At 48.3% G+C, this 20,370-nt stretch carries 12 protein-coding genes and 1 tRNA gene; 2 read left to right on the forward strand and 11 right to left on the reverse strand.

The features are described 5' to 3' along the window. Nucleotides 1-655 precede the first annotated feature (655 nt). The 3 genes from LX69_RS00005 to LX69_RS00015 all read right to left on the reverse strand — a co-directional run bounded on the left by LX69_RS00005 (nt 656) and on the right by LX69_RS00015 (nt 1,515). Nucleotides 656-955: a type II toxin-antitoxin system RelE/ParE family toxin gene (locus LX69_RS00005; protein ID WP_111443763.1), complete on the reverse strand. Its 300-nt coding sequence runs from the start codon at nt 953-955 to the stop codon at nt 656-658. Next, the gene (locus LX69_RS00010) at nt 952-1,200 is read right to left on the reverse strand and encodes a type II toxin-antitoxin system ParD family antitoxin (protein ID WP_111443764.1); all 249 of its coding nucleotides are present in this window, start codon (nt 1,198-1,200) and stop codon (nt 952-954) included. The genes LX69_RS00005 and LX69_RS00010 overlap by 4 nt, the downstream gene beginning before the upstream one ends. An 81-nt stretch (nt 1,201-1,281) precedes the next feature. Beyond that, nucleotides 1,282-1,515 carry a hypothetical protein gene (locus tag LX69_RS00015; protein ID WP_111443765.1) on the reverse strand — a complete coding sequence of 78 codons (234 nt, stop codon included), beginning with the start codon at nt 1,513-1,515 and terminating at the stop codon, nt 1,282-1,284. A gap of 362 nt (nt 1,516-1,877) precedes the next feature. Here LX69_RS00015 and LX69_RS00020 point away from each other — a divergent pair, with 362 nt between their 5' ends. After that, entirely contained in the window at nt 1,878-3,482 is a 1,605-nt protein-coding gene (locus LX69_RS00020) for a fumarate hydratase (RefSeq protein WP_111443766.1), read from the forward strand. Between the two features lie 561 nt (nt 3,483-4,043). On the opposite strand, the gene LX69_RS00025 is transcribed toward LX69_RS00020, so the two are convergent. Both LX69_RS00025 and LX69_RS00030 read right to left on the reverse strand, forming a co-directional pair. Next, a tRNA-Arg gene (locus LX69_RS00025) sits at nt 4,044-4,118 on the reverse strand. A 46-nt stretch (nt 4,119-4,164) separates the two neighbouring features. Beyond that, complete coding sequence (locus LX69_RS00030; RefSeq protein ID WP_111443767.1) at nt 4,165-5,064, reverse strand: D-hexose-6-phosphate mutarotase; 900 nt, start codon at nt 5,062-5,064, stop codon at nt 4,165-4,167. A 292-nt stretch (nt 5,065-5,356) separates the two neighbouring features. Here LX69_RS00030 and leuS point away from each other — a divergent pair, with 292 nt between their 5' ends. Beyond that, nucleotides 5,357-8,143, forward strand: a complete 2,787-nt coding sequence (gene leuS / locus LX69_RS00035) for a leucine--tRNA ligase (RefSeq protein ID WP_111443768.1) — start codon at nt 5,357-5,359, stop codon at nt 8,141-8,143. A gap of 504 nt (nt 8,144-8,647) precedes the next feature. Here leuS and glgP read toward each other — a convergent pair. The 6 genes from glgP to LX69_RS00065 all read right to left on the reverse strand — a co-directional run bounded on the left by glgP (nt 8,648) and on the right by LX69_RS00065 (nt 19,973). After that, the gene (gene glgP, locus LX69_RS00040) at nt 8,648-12,886 is read right to left on the reverse strand and encodes an alpha-glucan family phosphorylase (protein WP_111443769.1); all 4,239 of its coding nucleotides are present in this window, start codon (nt 12,884-12,886) and stop codon (nt 8,648-8,650) included. Between the two features lie 212 nt (nt 12,887-13,098). Continuing rightward, entirely contained in the window at nt 13,099-14,433 is a 1,335-nt protein-coding gene (locus LX69_RS00045) for a glycoside hydrolase family 57 protein (protein ID WP_111443964.1), read from the reverse strand. Between the two features lie 74 nt (nt 14,434-14,507). Beyond that, on the reverse strand, nt 14,508-15,797 hold the full coding sequence (locus LX69_RS00050; protein WP_111443770.1) for a glycosyltransferase family 4 protein: 1,290 nt from the start codon (nt 15,795-15,797) through the stop codon (nt 14,508-14,510). A gap of 3 nt (nt 15,798-15,800) precedes the next feature. Beyond that, on the reverse strand, nt 15,801-17,741 hold the full coding sequence (locus tag LX69_RS00055) for a glycogen debranching enzyme N-terminal domain-containing protein (RefSeq protein WP_111443771.1): 1,941 nt from the start codon (nt 17,739-17,741) through the stop codon (nt 15,801-15,803). A 202-nt stretch (nt 17,742-17,943) separates the two neighbouring features. Then, nucleotides 17,944-18,927 (reverse strand): GSCFA domain-containing protein, encoded by a 984-nt coding sequence (locus tag LX69_RS00060; protein WP_111443772.1) that lies wholly within the window; start codon nt 18,925-18,927, stop codon nt 17,944-17,946. 587 nt (nt 18,928-19,514) lie between these two features. Next, entirely contained in the window at nt 19,515-19,973 is a 459-nt protein-coding gene (locus tag LX69_RS00065; RefSeq protein WP_111443773.1) for a hypothetical protein, read from the reverse strand. Between the last annotated feature and the right edge of the window lie 397 nt (nt 19,974-20,370).

Raw genomic sequence — 20,370 nt, forward strand, 5'->3', positions numbered from 1 at the left:
AAAAAAGGCCGCCGCTGACGTAAAATGGCTAAAAATCATAGGCCCTCGCTAAAATCTGCGAACTCGCAAGCTCAAACAGCGCATATTTTTTAACGCTCAGGCCTATGATTTTTTTAACGCCATTTTCATCTGTTTAATTTTTGTTTTTAATTGGTCAGATGGAACTCGCCAATAATCAACTCCTGTGTATCGAAGCGTTAGACATGGCTCGTTTCCGAAGGCGGCTTAGTTACCTTGTGTTGAATTCGTGCTTTCATATTTTATTTACCCACAGGATTCGACATAGAGCCACAAAAGTTCAGAAGTGTGAAATTTATGAGGCATTTATAATTCTCCTGCCGTCAGGCAGGAAAGATCGGTAGAAACGACGAAGGATATCCTTTTGTCTTGCCCCGTAGGGGCAAAAGAATTAACCAATCAATTGTTTTCTAACGATCTTTTTCCCCTACGGGGAAACTTTAATACCCATCAAAAATCCCTTGGTCATATCAACACCGATATCTCTTTTGTCTTTCCTTGAGATAATTTGTGAGTCTATATTTAAAGCTGTAGATAATGGTTGGCGGGATTGCCACTGCCGCACTTTACAGAACTGTCAATGCGTGAACAGCCTCATTGCGGCATTGGCAGTGACCGCGTGTTGTGCGTATTTTTTTTATTTATCTTCTGAAAGTCTGTTTTTGATATCCATGTTCTCATGTAAAATTCTGATGATTTCAATGAAATCACCAACTTTTCGTAAGAATATCAGGTGAGATTTAACCTTTGACATTCTGTAGCCAGCTCTGATATAGTCAACATTTCTGCTCAGATTGAAATTATCGGCAATAAATTCAATTTCCTGAATGATAAGTCTATGATATCTGTCTGCTTGCTCTTTGGACCATTTATTGAGAGTATAAAACCAAATTTTTTCCAAATCAGAAATGGCTTTTTTACTTACTCTGTATTTCATACTCTTAAGTGACGTTTATGTAAGTCTGCCAAGTGTTGTTCGGCATTGAAGTTTTCAACCATTTGACTGTTTTCTCCTTCAATTAATGCGTTTCTTAATTCATTCAATTTTCTCTCCTCTGATTCTAGCAGTCTTAATGCAGAACGAACAACTTCACTTACTGAATTATATTTTCCAGAGGAAACTTCCGACGCTATAAAATTCTCAAAGTGAGAACCTAATGATATTGAGGTATTCTTTCCCATATGATTTTCATATTTTTTCAAAGTTACCAAAGTATGGTAATCATATCAAGTGTGCAGCGGAATTTCTACATTATCTCCTGATTATTGGTTTTTTATTTGTAAAATACGCATAGCAATCGCATCCTTTATTGACATTAATAATAACCCACTGTCTTTGTGAATTCTTTGTGTTTTTTTTACCACAATGACGCCAAGGTCACGCAAAGCGCGCAGAGAAACAAACTTTGTGAGCCCACCGCGATGCTTGCTTTGCACGCTACTATATAACTCTTTTACCGAGTGGCACTGTGGCTTTTTCTCCTCACTGGTTCTCATTTTATCTCACTGCAACTCAGCGTCAGTTCTTAGTTCGTTAAGTTTAGGAAGATGATTAAATGCTGAGTTATCTGCTTTCATATTTAAACGCAATCTACATAATCAAACCAACTCAGCGCCTTTCTTGGCATAGCCAAGCGACTTCGTCGATTAGCGCCTCTGCGTTTACACTCTTTTTTATCGCAAAGACACCAAGATGACGCAGGGATTGCAGTGAAAATCCTTTAGCTCTTCGAGGCTCAGAGTTTTTAAAAATATGCTGAAAAATATCTTTATTTCCCCCCGATCAATCGTTCATCGCCCGACAAAAACCTTAATTTTGTGGCATCAAAAACGCAATTTAAAAACCTAAACATAGCGTCATGGCTGAATTTCAGTATCAAAAACCGTTTCCCATCAAAAAGGACACCACGCAGTATCGCCTGCTGACCACAGATTATGTGAAGACCATTGAGGTGGATGGTCGTACCATTTTGAAAGTCGATCCCAAGGGGTTGGAGTTGTTGGCCAAAGAAGCATTTGCTGATGTGTCGTTTTACCTGCGTCCGGCTCACCTTGAGAAGCTGGCTCACATTTTGAAAGATCCCGAGGCGTCGGATAACGACCGTTTTGTGGCACACACCATGTTGATGAATCAGGTGGTGTCGGCCGAAGGTGAGTTGCCCACCTGTCAGGATACGGGAACAGCCATTGTGGTGGCCAAAAAAGGTGAGAATGTGTGGACGGGTGCCAATGATGCTGAGCATCTCTCGAGAGGCGTTTTTGAAACCTATAAGGAACGCAACCTGCGTTATTCGCAAGTGGTGCCTTACACCATGTTCGACGAAAAAAATACCGGCACCAACCTGCCCGCCCAAATTGACATCTATGCCGAAGAAGGCGACAAATACGAGTTTCTGTTCCTGACCAAGGGCGGCGGTTCGGGTAATAAAACCTTCTTGTTTCAAGAAACCAAGGCGTTGCTCACCGAAGAGGCGCTCACCAAGTTCGTCAACGAAAAAATTAAATATCTGGGGACTTCGGCTTGTCCTCCTTATCACCTTGCCATTGTTATTGGGGGGACATCGGCCGAAGCCACCCTTGCTGCTGTTAAAAAAGCCTCGGCCGGTTATTTTGATCATCTGCCTACCGAAGGCAATGATGGCGGTCAGGCGTTTCGCGATATGGAATGGGAAGAAAAAGTGCTTAGAATTTGTCAGGAGAGCGAAATTGGCGCTCAGTTTGGCGGTAAGTACTTTGTGCACGATGTGCGAGTGGTGCGCATGCCCCGCCATGCTGCTTCGTGCCCCGTGGGCATTGGCGTGAGTTGTAGTGCCGACCGTAATATCAAGGCAAAAATCACTGCCGATGGTATCTTTCTCGAAGAGCTCGAAAAGAACCCGGCTCGTTTTGTACCTAAAGAGGCACCCCACATGGCTCCGGCCGTAAACATTGACCTCGACCGCCCCATGGACGAGGTACTGAAAGAGTTGTCGAAATATCCCATTAAAACGCGGTTGAACCTCTCGGGCACGCTCATTGTGGCACGCGACATCGCCCACGCCCGCATCAAGCAAATGATTGACGAAGGCAAACCCATGCCCGAGTATTTCAAGAAACACCCTGTTTATTATGCCGGGCCAGCCAAGACACCCAAGGGCATGGCTTCGGGTAGCTTTGGTCCCACCACGGCCGGTCGCATGGACAGCTATGTAGATGCCTTTATGAGTCTGGGGGGATCAATGATTATGGTGGCCAAGGGCAACCGCTCCAAAGCTGTGACCGATGCCTGTAAAAAACATGGCGGTTTTTACCTGGGCTCCATTGGTGGCCCTGCTGCCATCCTGGCCAAGGACAGCATTAAGTCGGTTGAACTGGTCGATTTTGAAGAGTTGGGTATGGAAGCCGTGCGCAAAATCCGCATCGAGAATTTCCCGGCGTTCATCATTGTGGATGACAAGGGCAACGATTTCTTCGAAAAGCTGTAAGCTTTTATATACACACAACACAAACACTCGAGAGGGGTAGCGATGCATGCGCTGCCCCTTTTTTTGTGCGGCATTGAATCACACAGGTCGTTTTTGTTGAGTGATTTTCATAACATCGTCTACCGCGTAAACGACCTCAAACACGCGTGCAACACTTCAGATACCGGGTAGATAACCTTTTGCAAGCCTGCAAGAGGCCGGATACCGGGTAGATTGAGTTTTGCAAGCCTGCAAGACGTCGGCTACCCGGTCGATAGGGCTTTTCACGTCTGCTTGACGTCAGATACTGAGTAAATGGCGTTTTGCAGCGAGTTAGAGGTCAGGTGCAACGACGACCGTATTTTGCAAACAAAGAGTCAAAATAAACGGAAAGGCGCGAAGGCGCTGAGTTATTTTGTTACGCCTTGCGTTTAAATAACATAGCAGATCACTCAAATGTGTTATTTTGTTGGAGTTAACAATCGAATTTACCCCAATGCCGATCAACGGGTATGACTTGGGGATGTGTGGTGCAATAAAAAAACCACAACGACATTGCAGTGAATGTGTTGTGGTTGTTGGTGGTGATCCCGACGGGACTCGAACCCATATCATCAGAACCGGAATCTGACATTCTATCCATTGAACTACGGAACCAATAGGGGTGCAAACATAGAAAAATTCCCTGTTTGCACCAAATAATTTAGAGGGTCGAAATAGATAATGACATCGCATGTTCGGCGCCGGGCGGCACGGTCACTTTGTTGCGGTGCACGTTGGCTGTTTCAAGGCATACAAAGCCTTGGTATTCGTTGTCCTCGAGGTCGGCAATGGTTTTGGCCACCTCTTTCCAGGGGTTCCACACCACAGTCGATTGGCTGCCTGTTTTGGCCACGCGGATGGTGCGATCCATCGATGGGTCGGTGATTTCGCAGGTGGCGGTGGTGTCCATGTAGCAACGGTTTACCTCGCGGTCAATCACCACGGGAGCAGTGCCTTCGGTCACCGGCGCCAGTTGTTGGGTGGCATCCAAGTAGGTTACACCTTCCAGTCCCTTGATGTTGATTTGAGTCACGTCGTTGGTGGCGAAATAAGTGTGCATGGCCGAGGCGATATCAAAAGCTTCAGAGCCGGTGTTTTTCACAACCCAGTTCATTTCGAGGGTTTTGCCGGCCACAATGGTCAGTTCACATTCAAAAGCGTGGGGCCACATGGCACGGGTTTGTTCGTTGTCGGTGAGCGAAAGCACCAGGCAGGTGGCACCATCGGGTTGTTGAGCAGTCGCCTTCACGTTCCAGTCCATCAGGCGGGCGAAACCATGGGGGGGCAGTGCTTTGTCGGTGGCGTGGGGGCCAAACCATGGGAAACACAAGGGGATGCCGCCACGCATGGGCTTGCCTTTTTCAAAATAACTTTTGTTGCTCATCATCAGCACGTCGTCTTGTTCGGCAGGCTCAAATGTCAAAACATGAGCCCCATACAGTGATACCTGAGCAAATGAGTGATCGTTCGACAACATGGCAATGGCCATACCTCCTTTGCTTTCTACAAAACTCAAACAGCCCTCGATGGCATATTTTGAATTCAATTCTTTTACGGTCATGTGATTGGGGTTTTATTTTGGATGATTTGTTTCAATAAGAATATCAATTTACAACTCTTAGAGCTGATTTTATGCAAAAGAACAAATAAAAGCTGTGATGGCCACATCTCAAAATGTGAAAAACGTCAAAAGAAGCGACATTTTTTCAACAACCCCGTTCGTGGTTTTGATGCACTCGCGTGGTTCGCCTTAAGGGGGGTGGCAAGACCTCTGCTTTAACCCTGTGGTTTAAAAAAGTTTTCCTAATTTCGCAGCCTGCAAATCAAGTGTGTAATCATCATAGCAAAGCCTTATGGAATACAATTTTAAACAAATAGAAAATAAATGGCGCGAGACATGGATTCGTCAAAAGACGTATAAAATCGACATTGATGCTTCGCGTCCCAAATTTTATGTGCTCGACATGTTTCCTTATCCCTCGGGAGCCGGCTTGCATGTGGGTCACCCGCTTGGTTACATCGCTTCCGATATCTATAGCCGTTTCAAGCGACTCAATGGTTTCAATGTGCTGCATCCCATGGGCTATGATGCGTATGGCTTGCCGGCCGAGCAGTATGCCATTCAAACCGGCCAGCATCCGGCCATTACTACCGAAAAAAATATTGCCCGCTATCGTGAGCAGCTCGATAAAATTGGCTTTTCGTACGATTGGGATCGTGAGGTGAAGACCTGCGAACCATCGTATTACAAGTGGACGCAATGGGCGTTCATTCAAATGTTCAACCATTATTATTGTAACAAATCACAAAAGGCGCTGCCCATTGCCCAATTGGAACAGCACTTTGCGGCACACGGAACCCAAGGCATTGATACAGCCTGCACCGAAGAGTTGTGTTTCACTGCCGATGACTGGGCGGTTTATGATCTGAAAAAACGTCAGGATGTGTTGCTCAATTACCGCATTGCCTACCTGGCCGACACCATGGTGAACTGGTGCTCCACGCTTGGAACCGTGCTGGCCAACGATGAGGTGAAGGATGGTTTGTCGGTTCGAGGCGGACATCCGGTGGAGCAGCGCGTGATGCGTCAGTGGTCGTTGCGTGTGTCGGCTTATGCCGAGCGTCTGCTCAATGGTCTCGATCAGGTTGACTGGAGTGACTCCCTCAAAGAGGTGCAGCGCAATTGGATAGGCCGTTCGCAAGGTGCCGAGATGACCTTTAAGGTGAAAGATTCCGATGTGGAGATGGTCATTTTCACCACGCGTGCCGATACTGTTTACGGCGTTACCTTTATGGTGTTGGCGCCCGAGAGTGAATTGGTGGCGCAGCTTACTACGCCCGCGCAGCAGCAGGCGGTGAACGATTACATTGTCGAGACTAAGAAACGCACCGAGCGTGAACGTTTGGCCGAAGTAAAAAAGGTGACCGGCGTCTTTTCGGGTGCCTATGCTATCAACCCCCTTACCAACGAGGAGATTCCCGTGTGGATCAGCGACTACGTGTTGGCCGGCTACGGCACGGGTGCCATCATGGCTGTGCCCGCGCACGACTCCCGCGACTTTGCTTTTGCCCGTCAGTTCGGGTTGCCCATCCGTCAGGTGGTGGTGCCTGTAGGCGAAACTCCATCTGACCCACAGACGTGGGACGAGTCGCGCGATTCGAAGGAGGGCATCATGGTCAACTCAGGCCCCATCAACGGCCTATCGGTGAAAGAGGCTATCCGTCAAACGGCAGCGCACATCACTCAAACCGGCATCGGACGCGTGAAAACCAATTACCGCCTGCGCGACGCCATCTTTAGTCGCCAGCGCTATTGGGGCGAGCCGTTTCCCGTTTACTATAAAGACGATATGCCCTACATGCTCGATGAGAGTCAATTGCCTCTCACCCTGCCCGAAATTGACAAGTATCTGCCCACCGAAAATGGCGAGCCCCCACTGGGACGCGCCAAAAACTGGGCTACCGCCGATGGTTATCCGTTGGAATTGAATACCATGCCGGGTTTTGCCGGGTCGTCGGCCTACTACCTGCGCTACATGGATCCGAAAAATGATGGCGCTTTGGTCAGCCCTGAGGCCAATGCTTACTGGCAGGATGTCGATTTGTACATCGGCGGCACCGAGCATGCCACCGGACACCTCATTTATTCGCGTTTTTGGAACAAGTTCCTCTTTGATATTGGTCTTATTGTGAAGGATGAGCCATTCAAAAAACTCATCAATCAGGGGATGATTCAGGGGCGTTCCAATTTTGTGTACCGCATCAAAGGGAGCAACACCTTTGTGTCGTTGCGCCTGAAAGATCAGTACGACACCACCCCCATTCACGTGGATGTGAACATGGTTCAAAACGATGTGCTTGATTTGGAGCGTTTCAAAGCCTGGAATCCCGAGTACGCCAATGCCGAGTTTATACTCGAAGACGGCAAGTATGTGTGTGGATGGGCGGTTGAGAAGATGTCCAAGTCGATGTTCAACGTGGTGAATCCCGATGACATCGTGGATCAATATGGTGCCGACACCTTGCGCCTGTACGAGATGTTCCTGGGCCCTCTGGAGCAGTCAAAGCCCTGGGACACCAATGGCATTGACGGCGTTCACAAGTTTTTGCGCAAAACATGGCGCCTGATACACGACCGCGAAGATAACCTGAGTGTCAGTGCAGATGCCCCAACGGCCGAAGAGTTGAAAATTCTTCACAAGACGATTCGCAAAATTACAGATGATATTGAGCGTTTCGCGTTCAACACCAGCGTGAGTGCCTTTATGATCGCGGTTAACGAACTCACTTCGCTCAAGTGTAACAAACGCGACATTGTTTCCCCATTGGTGGTGCTGTTGGCACCATTTGCCCCTCACATTTGTGAAGAGATGTGGCAGTTGATGGGTAACAGCGGTAGTGTGTGTGACGCGCAATGGCCCATTGCCGATGAACAATACCTTGTGGAGAACAGCTTTGAATACCCGGTTTCGTTCAATGGTAAAACCCGTTTCAAGCTCACGTTGCCTTTAGACTTATCATCGGGCGACATTGAGAAAGCCGCCCTTGCCCACGAAGAGTCTCAAAAATGGTTGGAGGGTAAGCAGGTGAAGAAAATCGTGGTGGTACCCGGACGAATCATCAATGTGGTGGTGGGGTGATTTTTATAGTTGAGGAGTGTAAGAGTTTAGAAGTTTAGTGGAGTAAGCGTCAAATTCTTATGCTCTAAAGAAATGTTGGATATAACCCCATCTCACTTTTTGAAATAGGCACTTTGTAAATCATCTTAAAGCCCCAACGGGGCGGAATCCGTCAGCACAGGGCATAGCCCTGTGTGCAAAGCAATAAGGAATCTCCCAAAGCCCCAACGGGGCGAAAGCGATCACTGCCTGTTTGGTTAAGTGCTACGTCCAACAACGCTTTCGCTCCTTTGGGGCTTTTTTTTACTTCTCTTTTGACAGGGCTACGCCCCAGGTTAGATGATTATGCCCCGTTGGGGCTATGCGGTTAAACCTTTAATTAGGCGACTTGGCTATTATTGTCCATGTGCCTTTTTCAATTCACTTTTTTTGGGGATGAGGGGCTTAAGAAAAACGAAGGCTGTACGGGAAACCGATCCGTACAGCCTTCTTCTTGATTGAAAAACTACCAAGCACAATATTTTATTACAACCATCTTACCAGGTTGAAATCCTGCTTGTGAGCGAGGTTTTCGTTTTTGGGATACATGCGAATGCCGAAGTTGAATACACCCGGCAGCTTCAGTTGGTGCTTCATTTGGAAATAGACCTTAGAGCCTTCGTGTTTGACAACCACAAATTCTTTGATTCCCATAATTTTGGTCGATGTTTCGTCGGTGGCATCGATGTACACCATTTCGAGTCCCACATCCACGCTGACCAGTTTTTTGAGATCCAGTATAATGTTGACCACATAGGTGTCGCCAATGCCCAATTCATATTTCCAGATGTCGGGCATCTCGATGTCCAGCACCTCGATGTCATTCCAGCCCGCTGCTACTTTTCGTTTCCAGGCCGCGATTTCAATGGCCTTTTCATAATCGTTGGCCTTGATGCGTTTGTAACGGCTGTAGAGCTTGTTGTAGAAACGATCCAGATAATCGTCGAGCATCCGTTTGGTGGTGAAATCGGGAGCGATGTTCACAAACGAGTTTTTGATGTATTTCACCCATCCGGCCGGCACACCTTTGGCATCCTGGTCGTAGAAGAGTGGGATGACCTCATTTTCAAACATACTGTAAATGGTGGCCGCATCCAGTTCGTCCTGGAATTGTGCATTGGGATAAGTCTGTTTGTCACTCAGGCACCAACCGGCACCTTCTTTGTATCCTTCGTACCACCAGCCGTCGAGTACGCTAAAGTTGAGCACCCCGTTGAGTTCGGCTTTCTGTCCGCTGGTTCCTGATGCTTCGAGAGGACGGGTAGGGGTGTTGAGCCACACATCGACGCCGCTCACCAATAGTTTTCCCAGTTCCATGTCGTAATTCTCGAGGAAGATGATTTTGCCAATAAATTCGGGGCGACGCGAAATCTCCACAATGTGGCGAATCAATCCTTGTCCGGCGCCATCGGCCGGGTGAGCCTTACCGGCAAAGATGAATTGTACCGGTCGGTTGGGGTTGTTGACAATGCGCGCCAGTCGTTCCAGGTCGGTGAACAGCAGGTGAGCACGTTTGTAGGTTGCAAATCGACGAGCGAAGCCGATGGTGAGGGCGTTGTCGTCGATGCTTTTGATCACCTCGACAATTTGCGATGGGTCTTCATGACGGTTCACCATGTTCTTCTCGATTCTCACCTTGATGGAGTCGAGCAGTCGTTTGCGCAGGATCTTGCGGATGTCCCAGATTCTGTCGTCAGCAATGTTGTAGATGCGTTCCCAGAATTTTTTGTTACTCACATCTTTAAGGAAGTCGTTGTCGAATTCTTTCGCAAAGAAACGTTGCCATTCGGCCGACATCCAGGTGCCGTAGTGCACGCCGTTGGTGACAAATCCGATGGGAACCTCTTCGGTGAAATAGCCTTTCCAATTGTCCTTGAACATGTTTTTGCTCACTTCGCCGTGCAGCCAGCTCACGCCGTTGACTTCCTGCGACGTTTTGAGTGCCAGGATGCTCATTGAGAATTTCTCGTGCGGGTCATTCATTCGTTCGCGTCCCAGGTTGAAGAAGTCTTCCCACGAGATGTTGAGTTTTTCGGGGATGTGCCGCAGGTAAACGCGGAACATGTCCTCGTCAAATGAGTCGTGACCGGCCGGCACAGGCGTATGGGTGGTGAAGAGCGAAGAAGAACGCACAATTTCCAACGCCTCGGCAAAGCTTCGTTTTTTCTCCACCAGGTTGGTCATGCGTTCCACGTTAATGAGTGCCGCATGTCCTTCGTTACAGTGACAGATGTCATAGTTGATGTCGAGGGCATTGAGCAGTCGGATGCCGCCAAAACCCAATAATATCTCCTGTTTGAGACGGTTTTCCCAGTTTCCGCCGTAGAGTTTATGCGTAATCTCGCGATCCTCGTGGTTGTTGAGTTTATGGTCGGTGTCGAGCAGGTACAAGGGGACGCGTCCCACTTGAGCTTTCCACACTTTGGCATGTACCACCCGTCCGGGGAGGTCAACGGTCACACAGAGAGCTTCGCCATTTTCGGATCGCACCTCTTCGAGGGGCAACTGCGAGAACTCCTGTCCATCGTAGTTGGCCATTTGATCCCCATTGAGGGAGAGCGTTTGGCGGAAGTAACCGAAGCGGTACATCAAGCCCACGGCCACCATGTTGACGTTGCAGTCGCTGGCTTCTTTGAGGTAATCGCCGGCCAGGATTCCCAATCCCCCCGAGTATATTTTCAAGATGGAGTTAAGACCATATTCCATGCTGAAGTAAGCGATGCACTGCTCGGTGGAGAAGGGACGAGCCAAATAATCCTCCAGGTCTTTTTGCAGTTTGTCGACGCGAGCAATGAAGTTTTTGTCTGAAGCCAGTTGTTCCAGTCGGTCGAATGAAACCTTGTCGAGCAGTTGGATGGGGTTTTTCCCTGTCGATTCCCACAGGTGTGAGTCAATTTCCATGAACAGTTCAATGGCTTCGTAATTCCATGTCCACCAAAGGTTACGAGAGATGGTGTGGAGGGCACTGATCCGTTCGGGGAGTTTAGATTTTACAACGATTTTCTTCCAAACGGGAAGATTACTGGTTTCGGGTTTCACTTTGATGCGAGCTTCAGTTTGTACGACATTAAATAAGTTACGACGATTGTTGACCTCTTTGAGGGCGATGTCGTAAGCTTTAAAATAGTGTTTGATTAAGGCATCCCATTCGACATGGGAAGCGATTTTTTGCGTTTTAGCGGGTAGTTCTGCGACTTTTTGAGCAGAGAGGGAGCAGAACTTGCGAATCACTTCGGTGATTTCGGAGGCCATTTGCTGTTGGTTGGAGTCGTTGCGTTCCAACACGGCCAGTCCGTCTTCGATGCCTTTGCTGAATTCGCGGGCAAAAAGGCCAAAACCAGCCAATGTGGTGGTGATGGTGGGCACGCCAAAAGCGAGGCTTTCGACGGGTGTGTAACCCCACGGTTCATAGTAGGAGGGGAACACGGTGATATCCATTCCAATGAGCAGGTCGTAGTAGTGCATGTTAAAGACCCCGTCGTTGCCATTGAGGTACGAGGGGACAAAAATGAGCTTTACCCGATCCGATTGGTTGTTACTCAGGTGGATGTCCTGTATCTTATTGATGATGGGGTCGTAGCCCAAGTCGTTCAACCCGTGTGTGAGAAAAGGGTTGTCGATTTTAATGTTGGCATTTGGGTTCGCCAGTTTTTCGATAAGGTCTTTTCTCGGGCCGTAAGTGTTGGCCGGGATGAGCACGAAAGCGACCACTTCTTTGCATTTGCTGTCGGACGATTCGTTCATGAGCTTGAGAGCGTCCATGAACACGTCAATCCCTTTGTTGCGGAATTCGTATCGGCCACTGTTGGCCACAAAGAGCGTTTTGTCGTCCAGTTGATAGCCCAGTAACGCTTCGGCGACGGTTTTAAGTTTTGCCCGAGCGGTTTTGCGTTTCTCCAGATAGTCTTCGTTTTTGGGGACAAAGTCCTCTTCGAAGCCGTTTGGCGTGACTTCATCGACCTCACGTCCCAGGAATTGGTAGCACTCCTTGGCTGTAATTTTAGAGACAGTGGTAAAACAGTCGACATTTTGGGCGGCTGCTTTTTCGATGGAATGTTTTGATACCACGTTAAGCTCCGTCGCCTTGGCGTCGCCATCAAAAGCATCGAGGTGGTCGTAAAACAGGATGCCATGACCCGATAACGAACGGCCCACAGTGGTGGCGTGTGTGGTAAAGATGGTTCCCACGGGTGGGAGTTCACGTTTGAGATACAAAGCCCCACTTCCGGTCATCCATTCGTTAAAATGCGCCACCACCTTGGTGTTGACGGTCAGGTAACATTTGTAAAAACTTTCAATGACTTTGCCCACAGAGTAACCAAAGAGCACAGGCTCGATGTAGTCCCATTGGCCACTGATGCTGTCCACTTTGTATTGTTCCCAGTATTTGGCGAGTATCTCATTTTTTTGTTGAACAAAAGGAGAGAAATCCACCAGGAAGACGATGGGTTTGCATATCAAGTTCCAATGGCCGATTTTCACATGGAGACCCTCTTTACGCAGCACTTGTTGCCATTCGGGAAAGAGGGATGAGTCATCAATAAATTCGGGGTTTTGCTCGGGTCCGCGCCAAACATCGGGTCCAATAAAGATGATGTTTTCCTGAAACTCTTGCATTAGGGTGAGTGCTTTGGTGGCAAGCACCGTGTGGATGCCTCCCATTTTGTTGCACACTTCCCAGCTGGTCTCAAAGACGTAATCCGGCTTTAAATAGCTGTCTAACATATTAATCAATTAGCGTTTTTGGTTTGAATATAGCCCATCGTTCCATGCGCCATGGCGATTGTTCGATCTGCAACCGTCAGTGAATTCCGGGAGTTATCGATCCCGGTAAGGAATGTGACGTCACGGATCGGATGGATGCTCCATGTCCGTGGCGTTCAAGCTTTCCAATAATGCGTCAAATTCCGGTGACCTGCCTACCAGAGCCTCTCCGTCTATACATTGCTTTTCTCGGCTTTGGCAGCAGGTTTTGACTTTTTTTCGCGCATCTTTTTTAGTTCAGCCTCGAGTTTCATAATTTTCTCGTCCTTTTTCTCGAGCAATGTCGAAAGGTTAGCCAGTTCCACGTCCTGATTATTTTCGGGCACCGCAGCATGTATTCGGATGCTGAAGTCGCTCAGGGCGTTCATGTAATTAATGAAAGCCTCGTAGGGCGTTTCGTAAGGATTAAAATAGCTGTGCACGGCACCGTCGGAGAAATACTTGGTGCACATGTAATAAAGGTGATCGCTGGTTTGCAGGTAAAGCCAGTCTTTCATCAGTTTAGGATCCTGACATTTGTTGACTTTAGGCAGCAGCGCATACATTTTATTGAAGGCTTCCTGTTGCATTTCGTTTCCGAGCCAAGCAGTCAAGTCTCGTTCCTCGTCGGCCCAGCTGATCGGGTTGGGCACATGAATTGGCGAGACCGGTTGCAGTTTGTCGGCGATTTCGGAAGGCGTGGCAAACTGGAAATTGGATTTTTTGAGGACAGCACCCGGAAGTGCGCCTAAGAAATCGAAAATTCCTGTTTCGCGCCATTGGTGTTCTCCAAAGGTTTCGTAGTCCATGAAGAGGTTCACCACCTCATCTTTGCCATCAATTTGGTTGAGCCAGTCCACATATTTGTCGGCAGTGAGGGGCCATTGGCTCCAGTTTTGGTTGCTGAACCGGAAGGCGATGTCGTCGCTCAAAACGTAATTGCGCAAGAGGACTTTGAGGCGTGGGTTGATGGCGTTGCAGTAGAGGTAGTTAGGGCTCTTCCATCCCAAGATGTGTTTGGCACCTTCGGTGAGCATCACTTTGTACCCCATTGACGCGACCATTTCGCCCAGCAGATCCGAATAAATCATCTCGGTGTTACGGAAAGCAGTGGGTTTTTGACCAAAGAGTTCTTCGATGTTATTGGCATGCAACTCCACCTGACGTTTAAACTCGTTGGGATCTTTGAGTGCGACCAGTGAATGCGCCCATGTTTCGGCCAGAAATTCCACCTGACCGGTTTGCGCCAGTTGTTGAAAGCTCTCGAGAACTTCGGGAGCGTACAGTCGGAATTGTTCCAGGGCGACCCCCGAGATAGAGAAGGAAACTTTGAATTTGCCTTTGTGTTTGTGAATGAGTTTTAGCAATAGTTCGTTGGTCGGGAGGTATGACTTGGCCACCACCTTTCGCATGACCGATTCATTGGTGTAATCATCGTAATAGTAGTGATCATTTCCGATGTCAAAGAAGCGGTATCGTCGTAAGCGGAGGGGTTGGTGTACCTGGAAACAAAAACAAATATTCCTCATGTCATGAAATTTATTAGGGTTAGGGGAACGATGGTTGTCGGTCCTCATAAAAAATAGTTCAAACGAATCATTCATTAATTGGCCAAAGCCATGTCATATACCTCTTTGACTTTACGTGCCGAATGTTCCCATTGCAGGTTGTCGACCTCTATTTTTCCGTGTTTGATAAACATCTGCGACAAAGCCGGGTAGTTGAGTACGCCATAGATGGCATCGGCCATGGCATCGACGTCCCAGAAGTTTGTTTTGAGGGCGTAGGTTAAAATTTCGGCCACACCCGACTGGTGGGAGATGAGAACAGGGACATTGCTTTGCATGGCCTCGAGGGGCGAAATACCGAAGGGTTCCGATACGGAAGGCATGACATACAGGTCGCTAATTTTTAGCATTTTAAAGACGTCTTCGCCTCTGAGGAATCCTGTGAAATGGAATTTGTGGGTGATGCCCAGTTCGGCGGCACGGCGCACCATTCGTTCCATCATGTCACCGCTCCCGGCCATCACAAATCGGACATTGTCCATTTTACGGATGACCTTGTTGGCCGCTTCGATGAAGAATTCGGGGCCTTTTTGCATGGTGATGCGACCCAGGAAAGTGACGATTTTTTCGGCCACCCCTTTTTGGATGTCGTCCCATTCGCTTTTACGCACGGGGTCGACGGCATTGTAGACGGTCACGACCTTATGAGCCGGGATTCCGTATTTTTCGATGACGATGTTGCGGGTGAGGTTGCTCACGGTGATGACCATGTCTGCCGCTTCCATGCCCTGTTTTTCGATGTTATAGACGGTTGGATTGACGCTACCGCCGCTTCGGTCGAAGTCGGTGGCATGAACATGCACCACCAGGGGTTTTCCCGAGGCTTCCTTGGCTGCGATACCGGCAGGATAGGCGAGCCAGTCGTGTGCGTGAATGACATCGAAGTCGTTGTCCTGGGCAATCACGTTGGCCACAATGGCGTAGTTGGTGATTTCCTGAAGCAGGTCGGCGCCATATTTTCCCGAGAAGTCAATTTTGCCTTCGGCATTGGTTTGGATGTAACGGAAACTACCGGAAACTTCGGACCGGGTGAGTCGCCAAAAATCGTCGGGGTCGACATAAGGCACGAGCTTAGAGCCCACCTCGATGTATCCCAATACTTTTTTGAAATTGGAGAGACTAAGTTCGCGTTGAGCGACAGGAATTTGGTTGGCACCAACCAGTTGCATGGCACTTTGATCCTCATCGCCGTAGGCTTTTGGAACCACGAACAGAACATCCACGTCGGGGATGTGAGACAAGCCACGGGTGAGACCGTAGCAGGCAGTGCCCAAACCTCCGGAGATATGAGGGGGGAACTCCCATCCAAACATTAAAACTTTCATAGGTTAGCTATATTTCTCGGTTAAATGTATCACTTTCAGGATGGCCGCCACGTTCCAGGCCATCGACACGGCACCCTTACCCTTGTGAGGGGGTGTTCCGGTGAAAAATTCAGGGATGGTACCCAGGCAGTGGTCATACATCTCCTCGTCAAATCCTTCCATGATGCCTTTGATGAACGGCAACCCACCTCTTTTGTGGAGACCCAGGTATGTTTCGGCAAAGAAGCCGAAAAGCCAAGGCCAAACGCATCCTTGGTGGAGAGCCAAGTCGCGGGAGAAGGGTTCGTGTTCAATGACACCCCTGAAATTTGCATCAGAAGGGGACAAGGTACGCAAGCCTTTGGGAGTAAGCAACTCTTTTTTTACGATGTCGATGACTGATTTTTTCTGTTCGGGGCTCAGGGGTGAGAATTCGAAGGCAGCAGCGAAGACCTGGTTGCAACGGATGCTCCAGTCCTTACGATGCCCGTCGATGCAATCGGCCAGATATCCGCGTTGATCGTTCCAGTATGCATTGATGAATGCATCGCCGACTTTTTCGGCAATGGGTTTCCATTTTTTGATGAATGCATTGTCTTTGGCCAGTCCGGCTTCGTAGATAGAGAAACAGATGGCGTTGTACCAAAGGGCATTGAGTTCGACGGGCATGCCGGCTCGGGGCACCACGGGGTTTCCTTGCACCATGGCATTCATCCAGGTGAGGGGCACGCCTTGTTTACGGGCGTCGATGAGTCCGTTATCCTGAATGTGGATGTATGGGATTTTGGGGTTGAGGTAGTAGTCGAGTATTTTTTTAAGCAGCTCGCCGTAGGTGGCCCAGATGTTTTTCGTATCATAAAGCGTCTTACACTCTTGCAGGGTGTGGAATAGCCAAAGGGGGACGTCCACATCTTTGAATTTAGCCGCCAGTTCTTCGGAAGTTCCGTTGAGGTAGTCGGCTTCAATTTGTGCGATGGTGGTGTCCAGGACATCGTGAAATGGCTTGAGGTCTTTTTGGAAAAGGAAAAGCCCGGGGAGAGCCACCAGCGTGTCGCGCAGACGGCTTCCATACCAGTGGTAGCCGGCCACCAGTTCGGTTTTGCCTTTGTTGATGAGCAGGAACTGCGACGCCGCGTTTAAGAGGTTGTTGAGCAGGGTATCGCGGGGGATTCGTTTTTTTGCTTCGCGGGTAAATTTGGCTTTTAATCCGCCTGTTTTGACGGGAGCTGTTGAAGCCGAAAAAATGATGCTTTCACCTTTTTCGATGGGTATTTCGAAGTAGCCGGGCACGTAAAGATCCTCCTGGAAATCATATCCACGTTCCCATTCCTTGATATACTCGATGTCGCGGTACCAGTTTGGGAAGGGGATGTATTCGTTTTCTTTGCTGATTTGCAGGTTCAGGTCGGGAAAGTCCTGGTAGAGGCATAGTTTGATGCCGTTTCCGATGGTGTCGAAGTGAGTATTGGCCAACAGGTTTTGACGCGTGAGTTGGTGCACACTTCGGAAGGCGACATAAGGTTTGAACCGCAGCGTGGTTGCCGAGTGAGCCTCTTCGAGGGTGTATCGCATGAGGACCTGCTCTTCGTTTTCGGACATGAGCAACTCGTAGGAGAGCACGACTCCCCCCACCCGGTAAGTTACTTTAGGGATGCTGTCAATCTCCAGATTGCGGATGTATTTGTGTCCTTTGGGTTCGTAATGGTTGCCAGGGTATTTGTGAATGCCCAGGTTGAAGACCTTGTCGTGTTGAATGACTGATACGTCGAGGTTTGAAAGCAGGACGTGACGTTCGTTGTTGAATTTTTCGATGGGGCAAACCAACAGGCCGTGGTATTTGCGGGTGTTGCATCCCACCAGCGTGGTACTGGCATACGAGCCGGAACGATTGGTTCGCAGTATTTCACGAAACAGAGAGTATTCGAGGTTAATGAGTTTCGATTTGTCGAGCTGAAAATAGACCATAGATGTTACAGATTAGGGAAATGAGACAACATAGACCCCTGTCGGCATTATTAAAGGCGTCAGGGGAAGGAAAGAGAAGGAGTGATTGTTGCCCGAAAGCATTGCGCGTTTGGACAAAGCAAACGAGACTCAGGATGTGGTTGCGGATAATGAGAACGTAGTGGGTTGCATAGGTTGTTGATAATGTGGTTAGTAAAAAATGTTAACGGATTTTATTTTGAAAGAATAACAAATCATCATTCAGGTCGAGCAGGGGAAATTTCTGTTTTACCTGCTCAATCCGTGTCATCATATTCCGCACAAACTGCAGATAGGCATCCGTATCAGGGTGCAACGGCCGATGATGACGAGCACAGACAATGGGCTCCATGGCCTTGCAACAGGCCACTGTCTCCCGGTTGAACCAACTCCCCGCAAATTTCTCCCACACATAATCAATGGCCACCGACGAAGGGTGCAGCATGTCGTCGTCAAAGAAACGGTAGTCCCTGAGGTCATCCAAGACGATCTCGTAGGCCGGGAAATAGGAGGCGCACTCAAAGAGTTTACACAATTGATCAACAGCCAGTAACAGGACTGCTTTGCTCAATTGGTTTCCGTTTGCGCCATCTTTCCAGTGCCTGACGGGGCTCACCGTCAAAACAATCTGAACACCCGGGTTTATCTCCAACAACTCGATCAGGAGTTTTTTGTACAGCTCCACGATGCGATCCACACACAAACGATATCGGTTGAAGTTTTTGTCGGGCAATTTGTGGCAGTTTGCCACGATTTGCTGCGTTTCAACCCATTCGTAAACCCAGGATGTGCCAAATGTAAGAAATAAATAATTACAGTGACGAATTTCGTGAGACGCTTTGACGAGTGACCGATTTATGGCGTTTAAAGTTTGATCCATGTCGGACGAAGAGAAGCAACCGTGGTGTGCAAAGCTGTGCCAGATGCCCTGATGTTGGATGAGGTCGTTAGAGGTATATTCAGTTGTGGCAATCATTCGACGGATGGCCATCGCGATGGACATGGGGTTGAAAAGAATGCCAAAGGGGTTGACCAAGGCGTTCATGCGATTGTCGATGAATCGTTTTCCGATGTTTTCGGCAAAGCAGGATCCCATGCAGAGGATGTGGTCGGCATAGTCGATGCGGCGGGGGGCTTCGGGAGGTGTGATTTCGGTTCGGAGTTGCATGGGGTGGGAGGTGTCAGTTGATGAGTATTAAGATGCAAGACTTTGATGGTATCAATGTGTGGTTTATGAGTTGATGAAAAATGTGTTGTTTGCGAATTCCTCGAATTCATTGCTTCGCAAAGCGACTGCGTCGATGGCTTTGCTTCACAAACCAACTGTGTTGTGAATAGCTTATGAAATTAAAAAAAAATGTGGGAATAAGGATGTGGAAAGGGGTGTTTTTTGTGTTTTTCTGGGATTGGTGATGGTTAAGCGTGGTGATAGGTTGGTATGTAGATGGTTGATGCCATGAGGAAGGCGGAGAATTCGCATGGGATCAGGAGCTGTTTCGCAGCATTGTATTGTCTTCATCGGATTTATTGGGGAATATATTTTAAACAAGTTTGTGGCTTGTCTGAATTAAACACGGAGAAGAGTCGGAGTTGGTTCAGAGTTAATATAGGGAAGCATTGAAGGAATGGCGAAGCAGGGGCGAAGAATTGGAGTGGAGGAGTGGAGGGGTGGAGGAGTGGAGGGGGGCGATGAAATGGAGATTGAGAGGCGATGAATCGGAGATTGAGACGCGATGAATCGCGTCTGTACGGAGATCAATTGAGAGTTCCGAAGGTGATGCGAAGGCTCAGGAGGTGGTTGCTGATGCCTAAGGTGGTTTTGGATAGGAAGATGTTGTATCCATAGGTGATTTGAGCGATGCCAAGAAAGGAGAGTCCGAGTTCGGGGCGGAGTGCTGCGGTGGATTGGATTCGACTGTCGTTGTATAGTTCTGTGTAATAAATGGCTTGGGCGTTGAACTGGAGGATGAGGAGGGAGGCACTGTAGCCGGCTTTGATACCCAGCAGGTTGCTCTGATGGGGGCGGAAGAGTAGTTCGCCACTCAGGTGGGTGTTATGATAGAGGTACTGATTCCGGACGCCATGGGCGATGCCCACTTCGAGGGTGGGGTAGTGTTGTTGTTGATAGCCCACGATGAGGTTGGTTGACTCGCGTTGTGCGTGTGACGTCATTGTGAGGATGATGAGAAGCAGAAGGGTGAGGGTGGGTTTCATGTGTATGTAATTTAGCCCCCAATATCCCCCAACGGGGGACTATGGTTAGGGTTTGTATTATTTGCTGCCATGATCGTTGTACTTTTTCATGATAACACATGTGCGCTGTCGCCAATAATTTTGTTTCTGTGTGTTACCGATGGAAAAGATGGCTGTTTCATCGGTTTGTAAAGGTATTATGATTCAATGTCGTTTAGTTAGTGACAATCGAATAAAAGACAAGAAGAATTTTAGACATCAGACAGATAGATTAGACTGTGAAGACGAAGAAAACAGATCTAAATATCTTTCCTTATCTCATCATCTGTCTCATCGTCTTGCGTCTTCTTCTCTTAACTTAACGACATTGTATTATGATTTATAATTTTATGTCCACGAATTACGCAAATTTTAAAAT

It is taken from the genome of Breznakibacter xylanolyticus, assembly GCF_003254275.1.
Classification (GTDB): Bacteria; Bacteroidota; Bacteroidia; order Bacteroidales; family Marinilabiliaceae; genus Breznakibacter; species Breznakibacter xylanolyticus.